Consider the following 19,496-nt stretch of genomic DNA (forward strand, 5'->3'; position numbering starts at 1 on the left):
AGGCGGAATCATATGCGTGCACTCACTTACCACGGCAGCCATGACGTTAAGGTTGAACGGGGCTCGGATCCAATACTGCAGGATCCGGACGACATCATCCTGAGCAATGACTGAGGTTGCAGGTGCAACGGAACGCTTATGCAAATCTTCACATAACCGTTCATATTTCTTATGGAAAGTGCGTGGTTATGCAAAGCTGCTTCCGAACAACGCCGCACATGCAAGTCGCAGACCCGTTTTTTCTTGGCATGATCAGGATCGCCTCTGAATGGCCGGTTACCCCCCTATAAAGACTATCCTGCCGTTAAAGCGCTGGCGACTTTAAGATTGGTGGCTCGGTCGGGTGACACGCAGGGCAGCAATTTACCGAGCGGTCAGTGCCGATAATTATTTTCCACCGTCGCAGGAACCGGATTATCTAAAGCGATGGCAATGAATATGATTTTTCACCGTGTTTAGGGCAAACGTGATGGTGAACGGCAGGTAGCTCCCGGCATCAAACAACAAACAGCGCCGCACGCGGGCCAGTCCGCCTGGCTGCGCAGCTCAGCATTCCTCCTGCACGAGTTTCAGCGCGTTCGCGACGAACGTCAGCTTCAGATTGAGAATCCTGTTCTTTTGTACCTGAACGTTCAAGGTATTCGACTCCGCGCGATCAATTTTTGTGGGGGCGGCCTCTCGAACAACAACACGATATGCACCAGGTTCCAGTCGCGCATGTAGGCCGTTGGCAGGGGCCGGATCAGCAAAGTGTGAAGGCGTTCCACGGATGTTACCGTTTACATACAACTTGTATCCTTGCATGCTATGGGGGACCGTTTGATCAGCGCTTACTACCAGGGACCCGCAATGTAACGCATCCCACTCTTGCTGGAAACGCTTCTTGTCATGGCCTTCCCTACGCTTCCATCGGGTTTGATCACAGACGAGATATCCATTTGCGAAGGGAACTTTAACGCCATCGCCGGTAAACGACTCCCGAAAATCAAGCCAGAAGCCGCCGCGAAGCAGCTCCTGTACTTCATCAGGCGCAGCTCCCTCCGTGAAGGGGTAATTCAGTTTCTCCAGGCAGAACGTGCCGTCGGATCTCAGTCTGTAGGTAGAAATATAGCCACGCCACAGTGCGCTACACATCGTCATCTTGGCCTTGTTTCCTTTTGTCTCGAACAGGTAAGGTCCCCAAGATGCAGGCTCGTCAAGATTACCAGCGACGACGCCGTACAGCGCCATTGCCGGCAGATCGATTGCTGCGCTCTCGATGATCAGGATTTCCGACGCCTGGTTGGTCATTTCTTGCTCGCTTTGTAATAAGATGATCCCACTTTATTGGCATCGAACAGTATCAGTTGCGAACGACTAATGCAGCCGGACACAAGACGATAAAGTGAGTCCCGAGTGATGTGTTTGGAGTGTACACGTGAGACAATATTTAAGGCTGATGCGTCGGCGCGTCGTGACTGCGCATTCCCAGCACGAACGCGATGCATTGTTAAAGCTGCTGACGGACGCGTGTGGAGTATCTGAAATTGATTTCCAGGGGCTGCATCCCAAAGGCGGGTATCGAGTTAGGTTGAATGTCGCTGACGAGTCCTTGCAAGACTTCATTGGCCTGCTCGAGAGAAGCGATTGGATGTCCGTGCTGTGACATCCTTGCGCCATTCCCGGCCCACTCCTCTGCTCGAACCCTTCGGGTCAGCGCTCGGGCGGCTCATCGCGTCGCTTGAATGGAGGACACCATGGGACTTTTGACCTTTAGCATCAATGTTACGCTTGATGGATGCGTGGACCATCAGGAAGGCATCGCCGACGACGAGACACACGCTTTCTTCACCCGCCTCATGGACGAGGGCGGGGCGATGCTCTGGGGCCGCGTCACCGACGAGATGATGGAAAGTTACTGGCCGGCGGTCGCCTGCGGCGACGCCGAGGCACCACCGGCGATGCGCGAGTGTGCGGTCAAGCTCGAGGCCAAGCCGAAGTACGTGGTGTCTTCGACGCGCAGTGATTTTCCGTGGACCAATAGCCACCACATCGCCGGCGATCTGCGCACAGGCGTACAGAAGCTCAAGGACGCGACCCCGGACGGTGTGCTCCTCGGTAGCGGCAAGCTCGCGACCGAACTCGATCGCCTAGATCTGATCGATGAATACAAATTACTCGTCCACCCCAGGATCGCCGGCCACGGCCCGACCCTGTATCAGAGCGGGCTGCCCGGCACGCGCCGGCTTGAATTGATGTCGGCGAGGGCGCTGCGCAACGGTGCGGTCGCCATGCACTACCGGCGCGCGCGCTGACGCGGATCATGAACGACCGCATTGTAGACGCTTGAACGTCCGCAATGGCGCCTTAGCTGACCTGCAACATTCGAAAGCAGCTGGACGCGCCGGGTTCCAACCGCTGCGACAGCATGTTTCGCTTGGATAGAAACGCATGACCGACGTCGTCTGATGGGAACAAAGAAATGCTGAGTAAAGACCTCCTGTACGCTCTGCAAACCCGCAGCAAGAAACTGATCCGCGAGTTAGAGAATTTCACGAACGATATCAAGAACGTTTCCGCCCAGGACGGCTGGACACTCGTGATTGAAACCATGAAGTTGGTCCGGGAACTGACGCCGACGCACGAAAAATACAGCCACGTCATCAAGGCGGTCAATCGGGCGTGGCTGGCGTTCGCCGACCAGGCGGATGCCGCCGCTGACGAGCTCTACCGGTACGTTGCCGAATGGTTGGGGCAAACGGACTGGATGCATGAGGATGAGGCGCAGGCCGCGTACCAGTTGCTGTACGCGTTTCACGCCAACCATCTGCGTTTCCCGGGAGCGAATGAACACCTGCGTCACGGCCTGCGCCAGCAATCGTCAAGCATGCTCTCTCTGATCCTGTACCTTGTTCCCTACTCGACGCAGACCTTGTTCAAGGTGCCTGTGAAACCACACACTGGCGTGGGCGCGGATGCGATCAGGATGCTGCTTCGCATGTATTTCTATCACACCGGTCTGTGCGAGGACGATGACTTGCGCGCAGATGCCGCCGGCATGCTGCCGTTATTGGTGCGCGCCAATCCACATATCGGCGACGGCCTCGCCTTGTGCCTCTTGAAGGGCCACCCGGAGCGCGCGGACATCGTCTGTCAGCTCATCGAACTGTACCTCGACGCCAGCGAACGGGAACGCGTGTTCGGCATGTTCCATCACACGATGCTGGAGCTCCTGGATAACGATGGTGACAGTTTCGTCTACGAGGAGCTCGACAAGATCACGGCAAGGCTGGCCGTGTCTTCCGCCAGATGGACGAGCGATCAGCTCGATACGTTTGCCGAGCATGCATTTTTCTACCGGTTGAACAACGATGAAGACCGACGCCTGCTGCTGTCGAAATCAGCGAAAGCCAGGCGACTGGCGCGCATGATCATCGACAGCGCACACTGCGGAACCCATATCGACATGCTCCGATCGCTGTATCACGCGCTTGGCGACGACAAGCCGGTGGCGCCCCCGCTGGCGAGCGCGCCGCAATTCGCCGACCTGAATTTCAAGCTGCTGGTTATTCAGAAGCTCATGTATGAGGAGGAGACACTGCTGCCGCGATTCGACGTTCAAGAGTTCATCAGGCAATACACGAGCCGGGAAATCATGATCAAGAAGGAAGGCTATGATGTCATCCCGGAAGTGCTGGGCTATTTCGACGCGCTGGTCATTCCCCCACAGCTCCTGGCGCAGGTTGAGGAACTGTCTTTCGACGCAAGCGCGGAGATTTATTCCCAGGTGTTCCCCTACTGGGATGGCGAATGCGACACGTTCGAGCTTGCCTCCGTCATCGATATCGGCTTGCTGCCGAATCTGAAATGCATGTCGTATATGTCCGATCAATTTCTCGAGCGGCATGCAACGACCTTGCGCCAAAAGGGAATTGACATAGACTGAGATGTGACGAACATTGACAGCTCGCTACAGGGTGTAAGTGCTTGATTCGAAGTCAGTCGGATTTTCTGGACAAAATACCGGTTGAAAACACGGTGTTTTTTCAGCGGCTGACTTTCTTGATTGCTAAGAGCGTTCTTCGTGTCCGGGACAACGCAATCGAGTCCGGGACAGATGTCATTTTTCGGAGAAACGCATCCACGATCGACACGCGGGGCCATCGCCTGCGCGATGCATGGCGCCGCCGCCGCAGACTGCCCCCTCAGTCCCTCACGGATACAAGCCGCGCACCTCGCGCCTGCAGCACGCGCGTGCATGCCACGACGAACGCGGCCGTCCCCAGCGACAGGTCCTTGTCCTGCGCCCCCTGCCAGATGGCCGCGAACGCATCGCGCATGATGCGCGTCAGGCGGGCGTTGATATCTTCCTCGCTCCAGAAAAAGCTCGAGAAGTCCTGCACCCATTCAAAAGTAGCTGACCGTGACACCGCCCGCGTTGGCAATCACGTCCGACACCACCAGCACGCCGACTTGCGCAGGATGTCGTCGGCCTCCGGCGTGGTCGGTCCATTGGCGCCCTCAAGGATGATGCGCGCGCAAATCTGGCCGGCGTTCTCCTTGGTGATCTGCTGCTCCAGCGCGGCCGGAATCAGGATGTCGCAAGCGACGCTCCAGAAGCGCTCCGGCGCAATGCTGTCCTCGGCGCCGGCAAAGCCCGCCACGCTGCCCGTGTGCGCCACGTGCGCCAGCAAGGCTGCCACGTCGAAGCCGCCGTCTGAAGGCGGCCGGTGTCGAGGCGTTCTAACGCCCGAGGTCCCTCCGGGCCGCCGAATTTGAGCAACGCAGCGTGGAAAAGAGGCCGGGGAACAGTGCCGCTCGCGCAATACCGGCCACATTCAAACGCCCCGCTCGCTGGCAAACCGCGACATCACGGCCTATTCGAGGTGCCTTAAAGCCGAAGGGAGCACGATGGCGGCAACCTTAGGTAGAGCGCTTACTTGCTGGCACGGAAATTTGTGTACGTTATGCGCCGGAACATGGCGGAAGACGCATAGATACAAATGAACAATCTGGTTAGGCTACATCGCCGACGCTATTTCCGTCATCACGGCTTCGGCATGCATCAGATATGGCGCGTTCCAGCCGGCTTCAAGCACGCACTTCGCGACGCTACTTGGCACAAGCGGAGCAACGGCCTGGAATCGCCATATGTATGCATTTTGCATGGTCCTATAAGCCCGGCATGCCGTTCACCCAATACCGATGGACATAGCCGGACAAACTCAGGAATCAACTAACCAAATGTTGGGGAGACACCCGTGAAAGAGAAATCGATTTGTGCAGCGATACGACTTCTATGTATGACTGGTCTGATCGGCGGCAGTACTGCACTTTGCCTGAGCGCTAACGCTCAGGAGGCAGGATTACAGCGAGTGGAAATCACTGGCTCGGCGATCAAACGCATCGCCAAGGAAGGGGCGCTGCCAGTTCAATTTTTGAGCGCGGCGGATATTCAGAAAACTGGCGCCAAAAGCGTTGAAGAGCTCGTTCAGTCGCTCTCATCAATGCAGGGCTTTACCACCGCATCGGAGTCCGTGAACGGCGGCGGCGGCGGCGTTCAAAACGCCTCGATCCACAGTATCGGAGCCGCTTATACGCTGGTATTGCTCAATGGTCGCCGGATCGCGTCCTACGGATCGGGCAGCGCCGTTAACCTTGCCAGCATTCCGATGAGCGCGGTCGAGCGCGTGGAAATTCTGACTGACGGTGCTTCAACCTTATACGGGTCCGATGCCATTGCTGGCGTCATCAATTTCATTCTGAAAAAGAACCAGCAGGATTTCCGATTTGATGCTGGCGCGAATCGCCCAGGAAAAAAGGGTGGAGCAAACGCCAATTTCTCGCTATCCAAAGGGTTCGGCGACCTCGACAAGGATGGCTACAACTTCCTGGTGACGTACGCTCATGACGCTCAACGTGAACTCAATGCGAAGGATCGTGATTTCGCAAAAACCGGACTGCGGCGCTTTAACGAAAACGGAAAAAACTATTCCACTTACCTTCTGGCGGCCAATACCGCACCGGCGTCGGCCACGTTGAGCCTCAAGGACAACACGGTGAAGATACTCTCGCCTGCCTACTATAAAACCGGCGCCTGCGCTCCTGACACCGCATTTGTTGGTACGGCGGACGACAAGTCGTGCTGGTACGACTACGCGGGGACTGTGCAGCTGGTTCCGAAGTCTGAGCGGGACAGTCTCTTCTCGTCCTTCAACATGAAGCTCAATCCTGACCTGAATGTGTTTGGTGAGCTTGTGCTCTCAAAATACAAGCAGACGGCGCGCTATGCGCCCGCTGCCCAGCGCCTGAGTCTGCCGTTGACCGGGGCTCTGTATGCCAATGAAGTGGTGCCGTATCTTGGTAAGATTGGCGTGTCGCCAGGCGACGTGGCATCCGCTTCGATGAATATCCGGTTCACGGACGCCGGAGGCAGGACCAGAGACTATATTACAGATGCAAAGCATCTCGCCTTTGGCGCTTCAGGCATGAAGAATGGCTTCGATTATTCGGCATCGTTTACGCACTCCGAGAATAGTCAGGAATCCAATTTTGTGGGCGGCTTCCTGAGCAAGAATGCCTATAACGACATTGTCGCTTCTGGTCAGTTCAATCCATTCGGTCCATCGGGTAGTTCGTCTGCTGTTCTGGCGCCGGCAATTTTGCATACCAACGAAAACAAGACCGAAGTAAAACTGGACAGGATTAGCGGGACGCTCAGCCACGCATTGTTCGACGCACCTGGTGGTACTTCCCAGCTGGCGCTCAGCGGTGACTATGCGCAGCAACGTTACAATTCCATGCCGAGTCCAATCTCGCAGGGGGCGAACGCGCAACAGCCCAATTTTACCGACACCCCTTTGGGCGACTCGGCCGATCACCTGCCTGTCGCGGCCAAGCGCAACAACTGGGGCGCGTCAGCCGAGTGGATGACGCCAGTGTTGAAGACCTTGGAAGTGACGGCTGCGGCCCGCTACGATGCGTATTCGGCCGTGAAAAACCGCATGGTCTTCGATCCCTCGGACGGGAAGCTTCTGCCTCCAGCGGAACAGGGCAATTCCAACAAGAAGGCGACCTACAAGCTCGCGTTCCGCTTCACTCCGGTCGAGAATTTGCTGTTCAGGGGATCGTATGGGACGGGCTTCAAGGTGGCGAATATGGACTCGATCGCTGCGCCGACCGTTCAGGCCGGCAATACTTCCGGGGCGTATGCTTGCCCTGTCAAAGCCCCGGATCCTCGCGCGGCGTACTGTACGGGAACGACGCAGCAGTACTTGCTCTCGGGTGGAAATAACCTCTCCGGAGCAAGTGGTTTGCGGCCCGAGACGTCTGAGCAATTCGCAGTCGGTGTTCGATTCGATCCGGTCAAGAGCTTGTCGCTCGGTCTGGATTTGTGGTCGGTGAACATGAAGGACCAGCTCACTACCCTTCCGGAACAGTTTCCCTTCGCAGATCCGGCCAAATTCAACAATAACTTTTCCGTCGTCTATGACCAGGGTATCGGCGCCAACAAGCTGGTCACCCTTCTTCCAACCTTTAACCTGGCCGCGGCGCGCTACCGCGGGATTGACTGGGACAACTCGTATTCAATGAAAACCGGCGTGGGCAAGTTCGACTTCAAGTGGAATGGAACCTACATGTTGAAATCCGAGGTCGACGTGCCTGGATCGCCCACGGAAAGCAGCGTTGGCCGGTTTGATGCATACAACAACGTCACCGCGCGCATTGTTTCGCGGCTGTCGGCCAGCTGGGCTAGTCTTGATACCTACACCCACACCTTGGCGATCAATTTCCGCTCCGGTTATCACGACCAGGTGTTGACGGCGGACGACAATGCCTTAAAGCTGGTCAACGATGACGGCACTTTGCCGGTCGGGTTCACCGGTCTCACACGTGACGTCAAAGCGTTCACGACCGTTGACTGGCAAACGCGAATTCAGCTGAAACAATACGCTAAGCTGGGCATTTCCCTGGGCATTCGTAATGTGTTTGATGCAGAACCACCTCTCAGTATTCGTACTGCGGGCGGCGGAAATCAAGCGGGATTCGACGCGCGCTATGCGAATCCGTTGGGGCGTCAGTTCTACGTCACTGGCGGGGTCAGCTTCTAAAGTACTTTGAACAAAGGGAAGTGCTCCTGGAACACTTCCCGCGTCTGTGAGGTTTTGGATCGGCGCCGCAGCATTCGAGATGCATGGCGCCGCCGACGCAGACTGTCCCCTCAGTTCCTCACGGATACAAGCCGCGCACCTCGCGCGCCTGCAGCACGCGCGTGCACGCCACGACGAACGCGGCCGTCCTCAGCGACACGTCCTTGTCCTGCGCCACCTGCCAGATGGCCGCGAACGCGTCGCGCATGATGCGTGTCAGGCGGGCGTTGATGTCTTCCTCGCTCCAGAAAAAGCTCGAGAAGTCCTGCACCCATTCAAAGTAGCTGACCGTGACACCGCCCGCGTTGGCGATTACGTCCGGCACCACCAGCACGCCGTTCTCGCGCAGGATGTCGTCGGCCTCCGGCGTCGTCGGTCCGTTGGCGCCCTCAAGGATGATGCGCGCGCGAATCTGGCCGGCGTTCTCCTTGGTGATCTGCTGCTCCAGCGCGGCCGGAATCAGGATATCGCAAGCGACGCTCCAGAAGCGCTCCGGCGCAATGCTGTCCTCGGCGCCGGCAAAGCCCACCACGCTCCCCGTGTGCGCCACGTGCGCCAGCAAGGCTGCCACGTCCAAGCCGCCGTCATGCACGATCGTGCCGCCGTGGTCCTGCACCGCCACCACCAGCGCGCCGGCCTCCGAAAACAAGCGGGCGGCGATTCCGCCCACATTGCCGAAGCCCTGCACCGCGACCCGTGCGCCCTCGATCCGCATGCCGCACTTGACGGCAGCCTCGCAGCCGGCGACGTACACGCCGCGCCCGGTGGCGTCGCGCCGTCCCAGGCTGCCGCCCAGCGAAATCGGCTTGCCCGTCACCACGCCGGTCGCCGTGCTGCCCTGGTTCATCGAGTAGGTGTCCATCATCCACGCCATGGTCTGCTCGTTGGTGTTGACGTCCGGTGCGGGAATGTCCTTGTTCGGCCCGATGATGATGCCGATCTCGCTGGTATAGCGGCGCGTCATGCGCTGCAGTTCGCCCTGCGACAGCGTCCTCGGGTCGACCCGGATCCCGCCCTTGGCGCCGCCGTACGGCACATTGACGGCGGCGTTCTTGACCGTCATCCATGCCGACAGCGCCATCACTTCCGACAGCGTCACGTCCTGGTGGAAGCGCACGCCGCCCTTGCCGGGGCCGCGCGACATATTGTGCTGTACGCGGTAGCCCTCGAAGTGGGCGATGCTGCCGTCGTCGCGCTCGATCGGTACGTCGACCACCAGGATGCGCTTGGGCCGCTTGAGCGTCTCGACCCAGCGCGCCAGTGAACCAAGGTGCGGCGTAACGCGGTCGATCTGTTCGAGGTAAACGCTCCAGGGGTTGTTTTCCTTGGGGACGAGGTAGGAGGGAATGTCGTGCTGGCGTGTCATGCGGCGGCTCCGTTGTTGTAGTTTGAAGGTGGTACTGTTTAAGTAAGTGCGCATAAATTCTTGTCATTTCCAGCTTCCATAAGCGGCGCCTTGCTGCGTTACCCACCGCTAGCAGCCTGTCGGACTTGGGATCGTCGGCTGCAAAAATACCTGGGACGGTCCATATTTCGCCGCTTTCTCGGCCAATAGCTCGCTATTGGCACTGCGAAATCGTCAAAATCTGGCCTCGCCCAGCTATTTTTTCGCTTCGACTCCCCAAGTCCGACAGGCTGCTAGCAGTGCTCGCACTGCGTCGCGGTGTGCGCCTTGCCAGGCATCTGCTTCTGTTCGCTATAAATGACAATAATTTCTGCACACTTACTTAGTGGATGATCTTGGCCAGGAAGTCGTGCGCGCGGTCCGAGCGCCGGGTGCCGAAGAACTCGTCCTTGGTGCAGTCCTCGATGATCTTCCCCTGGTCCATGAAGACGATGCGGTTGGCCACCCGCTTGGCGAAACCCATTTCGTGGGTGACCACCATCATCGTCATCCCCTCCTGCGCCAGGCCGACCATCACGTCGAGAACTTCGTTGATCATTTCGGGGTCGAGCGCGGAGGTGGGCTCGTCGAACAGCATCGCGATCGGATCCATCGACAAGGCCCTGGCAATGGCCACGCGCTGCTGCTGGCCGCCCGACAGCTGGCCCGGAAATTTATCCTGCTGCGCCAGCAGGCCGACCCGGTGCAGGTACTTCAAGCCCTTGGCGTTGGCCTCGTCGGCGCTGCGCCCCAGCACCTTGACCTGTCCGATGGTCAGGTTTTCCCGGATCGACAAATGCGGGAACAGCTCGAAATTCTGGAACACCATCCCGATCCGCGCGCGCAGCTTGGATAAATTGGTTTTCGGGTCGCCCACCGCCACGCCGTCCACGCTGATGCCCCCCTTCTGGAACGGCTCAAGGCCGTTGACGGTCTTGATCAAGGTCGACTTGCCGGAACCCGAGGGGCCGCAGATGACCATCACATCGCCTTTGCCCACCTGCGTGGTGCACTCGGTGAGCACCTGGAATTTGCCGTACCATTTGCTGATATTGTCAATTTTTATCATTTTTCTTCTCTAATTGGAAAGCGCTAGCGGATGATCGCCACGCGCTGCTGCAGGCGGCGCACCAGGGACGACAGCCCCAGGCCCAGGACCAAATACACCAGCGCCACGAAGCTGTACATCTCGACCAGGCGGCCGTCGCGCTGGGCGACCTTGCTGGCGGCGCCGACAAAATCGGGAATCGACAGCACGTACACCAGCGACACGTCCTGGAACAGCACGATCGTCTGCGTCAGCAGCAGGGGAATCATGTTGCGAAACGCCTGCGGCAGCACCACGTGGCTCATCGTCTGCCAGTAGGTCATGCCCAGCGCCCGCCCCGCCCATACCTGGCCGCGCGCGATCGAGCCGATCCCGCTGCGCATGATCTCGCAGTAGTAGGCCGCCTCGAACATGATGAAGGTGATCAGCGCGGACGTGAAAGCGCCCACTTGTACCGGCGTGTCGGCGCCGATGATCCAGGCGGCGATATACGGCACCAGGAAGTAGAACCAGAAGATCACCAGCACCAGGGGGATCGAGCGCACCAGGTTGACGTAGCCGGTCGCCAGCAGCGACACCGCGCGGATGCTGGACAGGCGCATCAGCGCCAGCAGCGTACCGAGGACGATCCCGCCGGTCATGGCCAGCACGGTCAGCTTGAGCGTGAAGACCATCCCGGTCTGGAACAGATAGACCCACGAGCGGGCTATCACGTCGAAATCGAAGTCGAGCGCCATCTCAGTGTCCCCCCGCCGCGCCGGCGACGATCAAGCCGGGAATCGCCACTTTTTTCTCGATCCGGTGCATGATGAACACGACCACGGCGTTGACCAGCACGTAGACCAGCGTCGCGGCGCTGAAGGCCTCGAATACCTGGAACGAAAACTCCTGGATCGCGCGGGCGCTGGCAGTCAGTTCCATCAGGCCGATGGTCAAGGCCACCGAACTGTTCTTGATGATGTTGAGGAACTCGCTGGTCAGCGGCGGCAGGATCACGCGCGCCGCCATCGGCAGCAGCACGTAGCGGTAGGTCTGCGCCAGCGTCAGGCCGAGCGCGGTGCCGGCCATTTTTTGCCCGCCCGGCAAAGCGGCGATGCCGGTCGAAACCTGGACCGCCACCCGCGCCGAGGTAAACAAGCCCAGGCACAGCACCGCCGTGACGAACGGCGCGTTGGGCAGGGCCTTGATCCAGTCGCCGGCGGCTTGCGGCAGCACGTCGGGAGCGACGAAATACCACAGGAACATCTGCACCAGCAGCGGCACGTTGCGAAAAAGTTCGACATAGCCGTTGGCCAGGCGTACCAGCCATTTGTTCGGTAGGGTGCGCACGGTACCGACCACAAGGCCAAGCGCCAGCGCCATGATCCAGGCCGTGAGCGCGGTGGCCAGGGTCCACATCAAGCCTGAGCATAAGGTGTCGAAATACGTGCCGGCACCATCGGGCGCAATCTCCCAGAAGATGCGCCAGTTCCAGTGATAATTCATAGTATTGTTCCAGGCTGGGCTACAGAAAAATTAACGCTTTTTGGATGCTGCTTTTTGCGCGTCCGGCACCACCGCATACGCGGCCGGGTCGGCCGAATCGGTCGGCCTGGCGAGCACGTTGATCAGCTCCGGCGGCATCGGGAAGCGCAGGTTGATGCCCTTTGGCGGAATCGGCGACAGGAACCACTTCTGGTACAGGCGATACACGTCGTCGCCCGACTTGTAATAGGCGATCAGGGCGTCGTCAACCGCCTTCTTGAAGGCCGGGTCGTCCTTGCGCAGCATGATTCCGTACGGCTCGACCGACAGCGCGTCGGCCGTGATCTGGTAGTCGTCCGGCTTCTTGGCGTTGGCGCGTTGCGACGCCAGCAGGATGTCGTCGTTGGCCTCGGCCGCGGCGCGCCCGGTCTCGACCATCAGGAACGATTCGGGATGGTCCTTGCCGACGACGATGTTCATGCCCAGGTTTTGCTCGCGGTTGAGGATCGTCATCTGCTTCAGGGTCGAGGTGCCGGCCGTGGCCACCAAGGTCTTGCCCTTCATGTCGGCCAGCGTATGGATGTTCGACGCTTTTTTGGCCAGCAGGCGGTTGGCGACCACGAACATGGTCGGGGCGAAGGCGACCTGCTGCTGGCGCTCCAGGTTGTTGGTGGTCGAGCCGCATTCGAGGTCGATCGTACCGTTGGCCATCAGCGGGATGCGGTTGGCCGAGGTCACCGGATTCATCGCCACCTTCAAGGAGGCCAGGCCCGGCTGCTTTTGCAGGGCGGCGACCACCTTCATGCACAGGTCGATCGAATAGCCCTGGTACTGCTGCTTGTCGTCCAGGTAGGAAAAGGGAATGGAACCGTCGCGCACGCCCAGCGTGATGACGCCGCTTTTCTTGATCTTGGCCAGCGTGCCGGTCGGTTCCTGCGCCTGCGCGGCGGCGCCGAACAGGGTTGCACTGAGCAGTACAACGAGATAGTTTGCATAATTCATGTCAGATAATTCCTAAGGGGTGAACAAGGCACGAAGCGATAAACCGGCCGCCCGGCGGCCGGGGGAAACTCAACAGGATCAGAAGGTGTGGCGGATGCCAAGGTTTGCCCCGGTGTTGCCGGTGCCATCCGTGGTGGCGTTGCCGACCTTGAAGGTGGCGCCATTGCGGTTGCCGATGCGCGCATAGGCCGCGTACAGGTCGGTGCGTTTGGACAGGGCATAGGTGTAGCCGAGCCCCCATTGGGATGCGTCGCGGTTGGCGTGCGTCGTGTCGTCATGCCGGACATACGAGGCATACACCTTGTGCGGGCCGAAAGGCACGCTCGCGCCGACGATCGCATCGTTGCTGCGTGCACCGAGCAGGCCCTTGTTGCGCGCGTAGCCCAGGTGCCCCTCGGCCACGCCCCAGTCGTACCTGGCGCCGAGCAGGGTATTGGCGCTGCTGTCGGAGGCCAGCGCATTTTGCTGCTGATGCCAGCCCAGCGTGACGACCAGGGTCTTGGCCGTATACGACAGTGCCGTGCTGTAGGCGCGCTTGGCGGCTGAATTGCCCGGCACTTCACCGACGCCCACGGCCAGCTCCGCCGCAAAGCCATAGAGTGTCGGCGACGCGTAGCCGACCATGTTGTCGAGGCGGGCGTTCGAGGCCGTAATGTTGCCCGCCTGGCCGGCCAGACCGTCGCAGAACGGATCGACGATGTCGCGCATGGCGCGGTAGTACGGCGAATACTGGCGCCCGAAGCTGACCGCACCGGACTGGCCGGACACGCCCAGGTAGGCCTGGCGTCCGAACAGCAGGCCGCCTTGGGCCGCGCTGCCGGTATCGATCTTCATGCCGTTTTCCAGGACGAAGTAGGCCTTGACGCCGCCGCCGAGGTCTTCCGTGCCTTTGAAGCCCAGCCGCGAACCGGAGGCGACACCGCTGTTGATCGTGTTGACACTGCCCTCCGCGCCGCCCGTTTCGCGCACGAATCCGACGTCGGCCACGCCATACACGGTCACCGCCGACTGCGCCATGGCGGCCGCCGGAACCAGGCTCGATGCCATGATGGCGATAATGATCTTATTCATTTGTTTCCTTAATTGTTTATCGTTTTTTATATTTGACCGGCAATACCGGTCCATTCCATGCGGTGCATGGAACAGCTGAATTGCCGCGCTGGCGAGTTATCTAAATGGCGCCGCCGGGATAATCCGAAGCGTGTCGCAGGATATGCTTGGCCTTGTGGACCTGTTGCATAATGCCGAGTGCATGGCCGCGGAATACGTGGCCTGCCGGCGTTAGCGAGGGAGGGTTGCAGCTGCGGTCCACGAGCGTGGCGCCGAGCCAGGTTTCAAGCGAGCGGATGCGCCGGCTGAATGCCGGCTGGCTGGAGTGCCGCTCGCTGGCGGAACGCGAAAAGCTTCGCGTATCGGCCAGGCAAAGAAAGTCTTCGACCCATTTCATATCCACTGCTGTCTCCTGCTCTTATATATTTTTTAATGGGGCGGCGCGATTGTCCGTCACCCATTGCACTGCCGATTATTCGACATGTGTTTCCATCCCTGCCTCCTATCCATAGCAGTTTGCATGCCAGCAATGTAAATATTCCGAGAAGCGCTCCACCGCCTTGATTGGAATAGATATTTTCAATTCTCGGGAAGCGCCAATCGGCAGCGCGCGTGCGGTATTCCACACAAACCCGTTTCCCGGCGTGTGGATTTAGAAACCTGATCTTTTGGCTATTGCCGAAATTGATATCCGGCAGAATTTTCTGGAGTAAGATAGAGCGCAGCCGCCTTCTCTCGCCGGACCGCGCCAACACTCACGGGGACCTCGAACAAGCTTACTGCGCGGCGCAATTTTCGAGCCCCCCTAACCACACGCGCCGAGGTGAGCCTTGCAGGCGTTCCGACAATTCGCCGTTTCCCGCTCCGCGGGCACATTCGCGGCATGGGCCGCGATCATCGGCCTCTGCGCCGCCGTCGTCTTCGTGTATGCATGGAGCGAACGGCGCGGCTATGCGCAGCTTGGCGAGGTCCAGGCGCAGCAGCTTGACCTGTACGCGGCGGCCCTCGAAAGCGAACTGGGCCGGCATGAATACCTGCCCGGCATCGTCGCCCTCGATCATGACGTCCATGCCCTGCTGAAGAACCCGGGCGGCGCCGGCCTGCGCGAGCGCGCCAACAAGCGCCTGACCAGCCTGAACGCGCGCGCCGGCTCGCTCGCCATCTTCGTGCTCGACACGGCGGGCCTGGTGCAAGCGGCCAGCAACTGGTACCAGCCGGAGACCAGCGTCGGCATGGACCTGGCAGCCCTGCCGTATTTTTCCGGCGCCATGCAGGGCGGGCCTGCGCGCTATTTTTCGCGCGCGGCGGCGCGCAACTCGCCTGAGTACTATTTTGCCCAGCAAGTGCTGCAAGGCGGCCTGGTGCTCGGCGTGGTGGTGGTCAAGATCAGCCTCGACCCGATCGAGTCGACCTGGGTCGCGTCGGCCGCGCAGTCGCACAACGATTTTTTCATGGTGCTCGACGCCGAAGACGTGATCGTTCTCTCGTCCGCGCCCCAGTGGCGCAACCGCAAGGCCGACCTCCAGGCCATCGACCAGGGCAAGCCTGTCGTCGCGTGGCGCGCGCTGAACCCGGCCGCGCCATCGACCCGCTACGCAAGCCAGAGCCGGCCCATGGCGCGCCAGGGCTGGCGCCTGCTCACGCTCACCAATGCCGCGCCGGTCAAGCTGCAGGCCGGGCAAAACGCCGTGGTCGCCGGCCTGTTGGCCGGGTTCCTCGGTTTGCTCGCGATGTTCGTGGCGATGCGCCGGCGCGCGATAGCGAGCCGCCTGCACGCGCGCGAAGCGCTGCAGCGCGCGCACGACGAATTGGAACTGCGCGTTGCCGACCGCACCGCCGAATTGCATGCGATGAACCGCGAACTGCTGCGCGAAATCGGCGAACGCGAACACGCCGAACAGGTGTTGCGCGCTTCCCAGGACGACCTGCTACACGCCAGCAAACTCGCTCTGCTCGGCCAGATGTCGGCCGGTATCACGCACGAAATCAGCCAGCCGCTCACCGCGCTGCGCTCGCTTTCCTTCAATGCCCAGCTGTTGCTCAAGCGCGGCGACCTGGCGCGCGTGGAAAAAAACCTGCGCTCGGTCAGCGACCTGACTGAACGCATGGGCCGCCTGACCGAGCAGCTCAAGTCCTTCTCGCGCAAGACGCCCCTGGCCATGGCCCCGCTCACCCTGTCCAAGGCGGTCGACAATACCTTGCAGCTGCTGGAGAACCGGATCCGCACCGAACACGCCTGCGTGCAGCTGGACCTGGCGCCGTCGGTGCGCGCCATGTGCGACGCCAACCGGCTCGAACAAGTGCTGATCAACCTGTGCGCCAACGCGCTCGACGCCATGCAGGGCGCGCCGGTCAAGAACCTGGCCATCCGCCTGTGGAGCGCGGGCGGACGCGCGCACATCCAGGTCAGCGACAGCGGCGCCGGCATTCCGGAAGCCGTGATGGCGCGCCTGTTCGAGCCGTTTTTCAGCACCAAGCTGCCGGGCCAGGGACTGGGCCTGGCCATTTCGGCCGACATCGTGCGCGATTTCGGCGGCACCTTGCGCGCCTCGAATTGTCAAGGCGGTGCCGCCTTCGAACTGGACCTGACACTAGTAGAGGAAACAAGTCATGTATGAAGGTTTCACCATCGTGTTCGTCGAAGACGACCTGGCCGTGCGCAGCAGCGTTACCGAAACGCTGGAGCTGGCCGGGTTCGACGTGGCGCCATTCGAGTCGGCCGAGGACGCGCTCGGGCAACTGCGCAGCAGCTTTGCCGGCGTCTTCATCAGCGACGTGCGCCTGCCCGGCATGGACGGGTTCGAACTGCTGCGCCGGGTGTGCGCGTTCGACGCTACCATCCCGGTCATCATGGTGACCGCCCATGGCGACGTCTCGATGGCGGTCGAGGCAATGCGCTGCGGCGCCTACGATTTCATCGAGAAGCCGTTCGCGATGGAGCGCCTGGTCGAGGTGGTGTCGCGCGCCATGGAAAAGCGCGCGCTGCGCCTCGAAGTGGACACGCTGCAGCGCCAGTTGCAGGACCGGCGCGGGATCGAGGCGACCTTGCTCGGCAACTCGCCGGCGATACGCGAACTGCGGCGCCAGATACTGAACCTGGCCGATACGCCGGCCGACGTGCTGGTGTTCGGCGAAACGGGCACCGGCAAGGAAGTGGTGGCGCGTTGCCTGCACGAGCACAGCAAACGCAGCAAGGCTAACTTCGTCGCGATCAATTGCGGCGGCCTGCCCGAAAGCCTGTTCGAGAGCGAGATCTTCGGGCATGAAGCGGGCGCGTTCACCGGCGCCAGCAAGCGCCGCGTGGGCAAGATCGAGCATGCCGACGGCGGCACCTTGCTGCTCGATGAAATTGAAAGCATGCCGATGGCGCTTCAGGTCAAGCTGCTGCGCGCGCTCCAGGAGCGCAAGATCGAGCGGCTCGGCTCGAACCAGGGCGTGCCGGTCGACTTCAGGATCGTCGCCGCCACCAAGAGCGACCTGAAGGAACTGAGCATGCAGCGGAAGTTTCGCAGCGACCTGTATTACCGGCTCAACGTCGCCGTGCTCGAACTACCGCCGCTGCGCGAACGGCGCGAGGACATTCCGATCCTGTTCGAACATTTTTCGCTGCAGGCGGCGCTGCGCTACGGGCGCGATGCCCCGGCCTTGGCCGGACAAGACATGCTCAAGTTGATGGCTGGCGACTGGCCCGGCAACGTGCGCGAACTGCGCAACGCGGCCGACCGTTTCGTGCTGGGACTGCCGGGGATGCACCTGGGCGCCGCCGATGCGGCTGCGGCCCCGATGACGCTGGCGCAGCAGATGGACATGGTCGAAAAGACCTTGGTGGAACAGGCGCTCAAACAGCACAGCGGACGTCCGCAAGCGATCTGCGATGCGCTCGGCATCGGCAAGAAAACCTTGTACGACAAGCTGCACCGGCACGGCATCGTCATCGACGACTTCCGGCCGGCGCCGGGCGGCGAGCGGGGAATTGGCGCGCTCTAGTGTCTGACTAATCGGCGCGAACAGATTCCATTTCGATACCGTTAATTCGTCGTTCCCGCGCAGGCGGGAACCCAATTTCGCACAGTAGCGGCTGGCGGCTCGCCTGCCTTGCAGGGCAGGCTCCCAGGCAGAACTTAGTAGGTATAAAACATCCGCTGAATCTCCTTGGTGCTGGTGGTCTTGGTCAGCGCCAGCATCAGCAGGATGCGCGCCTTCTGCGCATTCAGGGTGTCGGCCACCACGAAGTCCAGCTCGTCGTCATTGGCTTCGCCGTTGCGCGCCAAAATGCCTTGGCCCACGCGGCTGGCGCGCACGATGACCGCACCCTTGGCGCGCGCCGCCTTCAACGATGGCACCACTTTGCCAGCCAGGCTGCCATCGCCCACGCCGGCGTGGATGATGCCCTTCGCGCCGGCCGCCATGAAGGCGTCCAGCGCCACCGGATTCATGTTCGCGTAGCCGTACACAATGTCGACCTGCGGCAGCGATTGCAGCGCGCCGATATCGAACTCGGTCTCGGTGGTGTGCTTGCGCATTTGCTGGCGATAGAAGAATGGCTTGCTGCCCTGGATATAACCGAGCAGGCCCAGTTCCGGCGTGCGGAAAGAGTCCAGCGTCGAGGTATTGACCTTGGTCACATCGCGCGCCGACTGGATCTGGTCGTTCATCGCCACCAGTACGCCCTTGCCGACCGCCTCGGGGCTGGCCGCCAGCATCACCGAATTGTACAAATTGATCGGGCCGTCGGCCGAGATCGCGGTCGATGGCCGCATCGCGCCCACCAGCACCACCGGCTTGCGGCTCTTGACCACCAGGTTCAGGAAGTAAGCCGTTTCTTCCAGCGTGTCGGTGCCGTGGGTGATGACGATGCCGTCCACGTTCGATTGGGCCAGCAGTACATTGACGCGCTTGGCCAAGGTGAGCCAGTGCTCGTTGGTCATATTCTCGCTGGCGATCTGGAACACCTGTTCGCCGTTGACGTTGGCAACCTTGGCCAGTTCGGGCACCGCCGCGATCAGGCGCTGCACGCCTACCGTGGCGGCGGTGTAGCCGACCGTGGTGGTGCTGCTGGCGCCGGAGCCGGCGATGGTGCCGCCGGTGGCCAGGATGGTCACGTTGGCCAGCTTGGGCGCGGCATGTTGCGCCTGCGTGGCCGAGGCCATGCAGAACAAGAGGCCAAACAGCGCGATCATCGATTGCGCGGGATTTTTGTGAAGCATGCGATCTCCTAAAGGGACGAGGGTTTTTTGCAGGCGACGCCATTGTTCATGACGCGTTTTACTGCTGCGGGACGGCGGAAAATCTGTTCGAGGATTAAGTAAGTGCGCATAAATTCTTGTCATTTCCAGCTTCCATAAGCGGCGCCTTGCTGCGTTGCCCACCGCTAGCAGTGCTCGCACTGCGTCGCGGCGTGCACCTTGCCAGGCATCCG

At 60.6% G+C, this 19,496-nt stretch carries 14 protein-coding genes and 2 pseudogenes; 6 read left to right on the forward strand and 10 right to left on the reverse strand.

Annotated features, from left to right (window positions below):
• Window positions 1-12: 12 nt before the first annotated feature.
• A pseudogene (locus F2P46_RS11765) lies at window positions 13-102 on the forward strand (alcohol dehydrogenase); the annotation flags it as partial.
• A gap of 444 nt (window positions 103-546) precedes the next feature.
• On the opposite strand, the gene F2P46_RS11770 reads toward F2P46_RS11765, so the two are convergent.
• A complete protein-coding gene (locus tag F2P46_RS11770; RefSeq protein ID WP_166889207.1) occupies window positions 547-1,290 on the reverse strand; it encodes a hypothetical protein in 744 nt (247 codons plus the stop codon).
• A 446-nt stretch (window positions 1,291-1,736) separates the two neighbouring features.
• On the opposite strand from F2P46_RS11770, the gene F2P46_RS11775 reads away from it, so the two are divergent.
• Together F2P46_RS11775 and F2P46_RS11780 are read left to right on the forward strand one after the other, a co-directional pair.
• Window positions 1,737-2,294, forward strand: a complete 558-nt coding sequence (locus F2P46_RS11775) for a dihydrofolate reductase family protein (protein ID WP_166889210.1) — start codon at window positions 1,737-1,739, stop codon at window positions 2,292-2,294.
• Window positions 2,295-2,461: 167 nt separating this feature from the next.
• Window positions 2,462-3,925: a hypothetical protein gene (locus F2P46_RS11780; RefSeq protein WP_166889212.1), complete on the forward strand. Its 1,464-nt coding sequence runs from the start codon at window positions 2,462-2,464 to the stop codon at window positions 3,923-3,925.
• Between the two features lie 267 nt (window positions 3,926-4,192).
• Here F2P46_RS11780 and F2P46_RS11785 read toward each other — a convergent pair.
• Window positions 4,193-4,691 (reverse strand): annotated as a pseudogene (locus F2P46_RS11785) (Glu/Leu/Phe/Val dehydrogenase); the annotation flags it as partial.
• 591 nt (window positions 4,692-5,282) lie between these two features.
• Here F2P46_RS11785 and F2P46_RS11790 point away from each other — a divergent pair.
• A complete protein-coding gene (locus F2P46_RS11790) occupies window positions 5,283-8,090 on the forward strand; it encodes a TonB-dependent receptor (protein WP_208296590.1) in 2,808 nt (935 codons plus the stop codon).
• Between the two features lie 118 nt (window positions 8,091-8,208).
• Here F2P46_RS11790 and F2P46_RS11795 read toward each other — a convergent pair whose 3' ends face one another.
• From F2P46_RS11795 to F2P46_RS11825, 7 genes are all read right to left on the reverse strand, one after another.
• Complete coding sequence (locus tag F2P46_RS11795; RefSeq protein WP_166889215.1) at window positions 8,209-9,495, reverse strand: Glu/Leu/Phe/Val dehydrogenase; 1,287 nt, start codon at window positions 9,493-9,495, stop codon at window positions 8,209-8,211.
• Window positions 9,496-9,856: 361 nt separating this feature from the next.
• The gene (locus F2P46_RS11800) at window positions 9,857-10,582 is read right to left on the reverse strand and encodes an amino acid ABC transporter ATP-binding protein (RefSeq protein ID WP_166889218.1); all 726 of its coding nucleotides are present in this window, start codon (window positions 10,580-10,582) and stop codon (window positions 9,857-9,859) included.
• Window positions 10,583-10,605: 23 nt separating this feature from the next.
• Window positions 10,606-11,298: an ABC transporter permease subunit gene (locus F2P46_RS11805; RefSeq protein ID WP_166889221.1), complete on the reverse strand. Its 693-nt coding sequence runs from the start codon at window positions 11,296-11,298 to the stop codon at window positions 10,606-10,608.
• Between the two features lies 1 nt (window position 11,299).
• Entirely contained in the window at window positions 11,300-12,046 is a 747-nt protein-coding gene (locus F2P46_RS11810; RefSeq protein ID WP_166889223.1) for an amino acid ABC transporter permease, read from the reverse strand.
• Window positions 12,047-12,076: 30 nt separating this feature from the next.
• Window positions 12,077-13,027 (reverse strand): transporter substrate-binding domain-containing protein, encoded by a 951-nt coding sequence (locus F2P46_RS11815; protein ID WP_166889226.1) that lies wholly within the window; start codon window positions 13,025-13,027, stop codon window positions 12,077-12,079.
• 78 nt (window positions 13,028-13,105) lie between these two features.
• The gene (locus F2P46_RS11820) at window positions 13,106-14,098 is read right to left on the reverse strand and encodes a porin (RefSeq protein ID WP_166889229.1); all 993 of its coding nucleotides are present in this window, start codon (window positions 14,096-14,098) and stop codon (window positions 13,106-13,108) included.
• A 100-nt stretch (window positions 14,099-14,198) separates the two neighbouring features.
• Window positions 14,199-14,474 carry a LysR family transcriptional regulator gene (locus F2P46_RS11825; protein WP_187362455.1) on the reverse strand — a complete coding sequence of 92 codons (276 nt, stop codon included), beginning with the start codon at window positions 14,472-14,474 and terminating at the stop codon, window positions 14,199-14,201.
• Between the two features lie 433 nt (window positions 14,475-14,907).
• Between F2P46_RS11825 and F2P46_RS11830 the strand changes: the two genes are divergently transcribed.
• Window positions 14,908-16,695 (forward strand): ATP-binding protein, encoded by a 1,788-nt coding sequence (locus tag F2P46_RS11830; protein WP_166889232.1) that lies wholly within the window; start codon window positions 14,908-14,910, stop codon window positions 16,693-16,695.
• Window positions 16,688-18,064 carry a sigma-54 dependent transcriptional regulator gene (locus F2P46_RS11835; RefSeq protein ID WP_166889235.1) on the forward strand — a complete coding sequence of 459 codons (1,377 nt, stop codon included), beginning with the start codon at window positions 16,688-16,690 and terminating at the stop codon, window positions 18,062-18,064. Before F2P46_RS11830 ends, F2P46_RS11835 begins: the two co-directional genes overlap by 8 nt.
• A gap of 134 nt (window positions 18,065-18,198) precedes the next feature.
• Here F2P46_RS11835 and F2P46_RS11840 read toward each other — a convergent pair whose 3' ends face one another.
• The gene (locus F2P46_RS11840; protein ID WP_229509240.1) at window positions 18,199-19,257 is read right to left on the reverse strand and encodes a type II asparaginase; all 1,059 of its coding nucleotides are present in this window, start codon (window positions 19,255-19,257) and stop codon (window positions 18,199-18,201) included.
• Between the last annotated feature and the right edge of the window lie 239 nt (window positions 19,258-19,496).

The sequence above is a fragment of the Massilia sp. CCM 8734 genome (assembly GCF_011682155.1).
GTDB lineage: Bacteria > Pseudomonadota > Gammaproteobacteria > Burkholderiales > Burkholderiaceae_D > Telluria_A > Telluria_A rubra.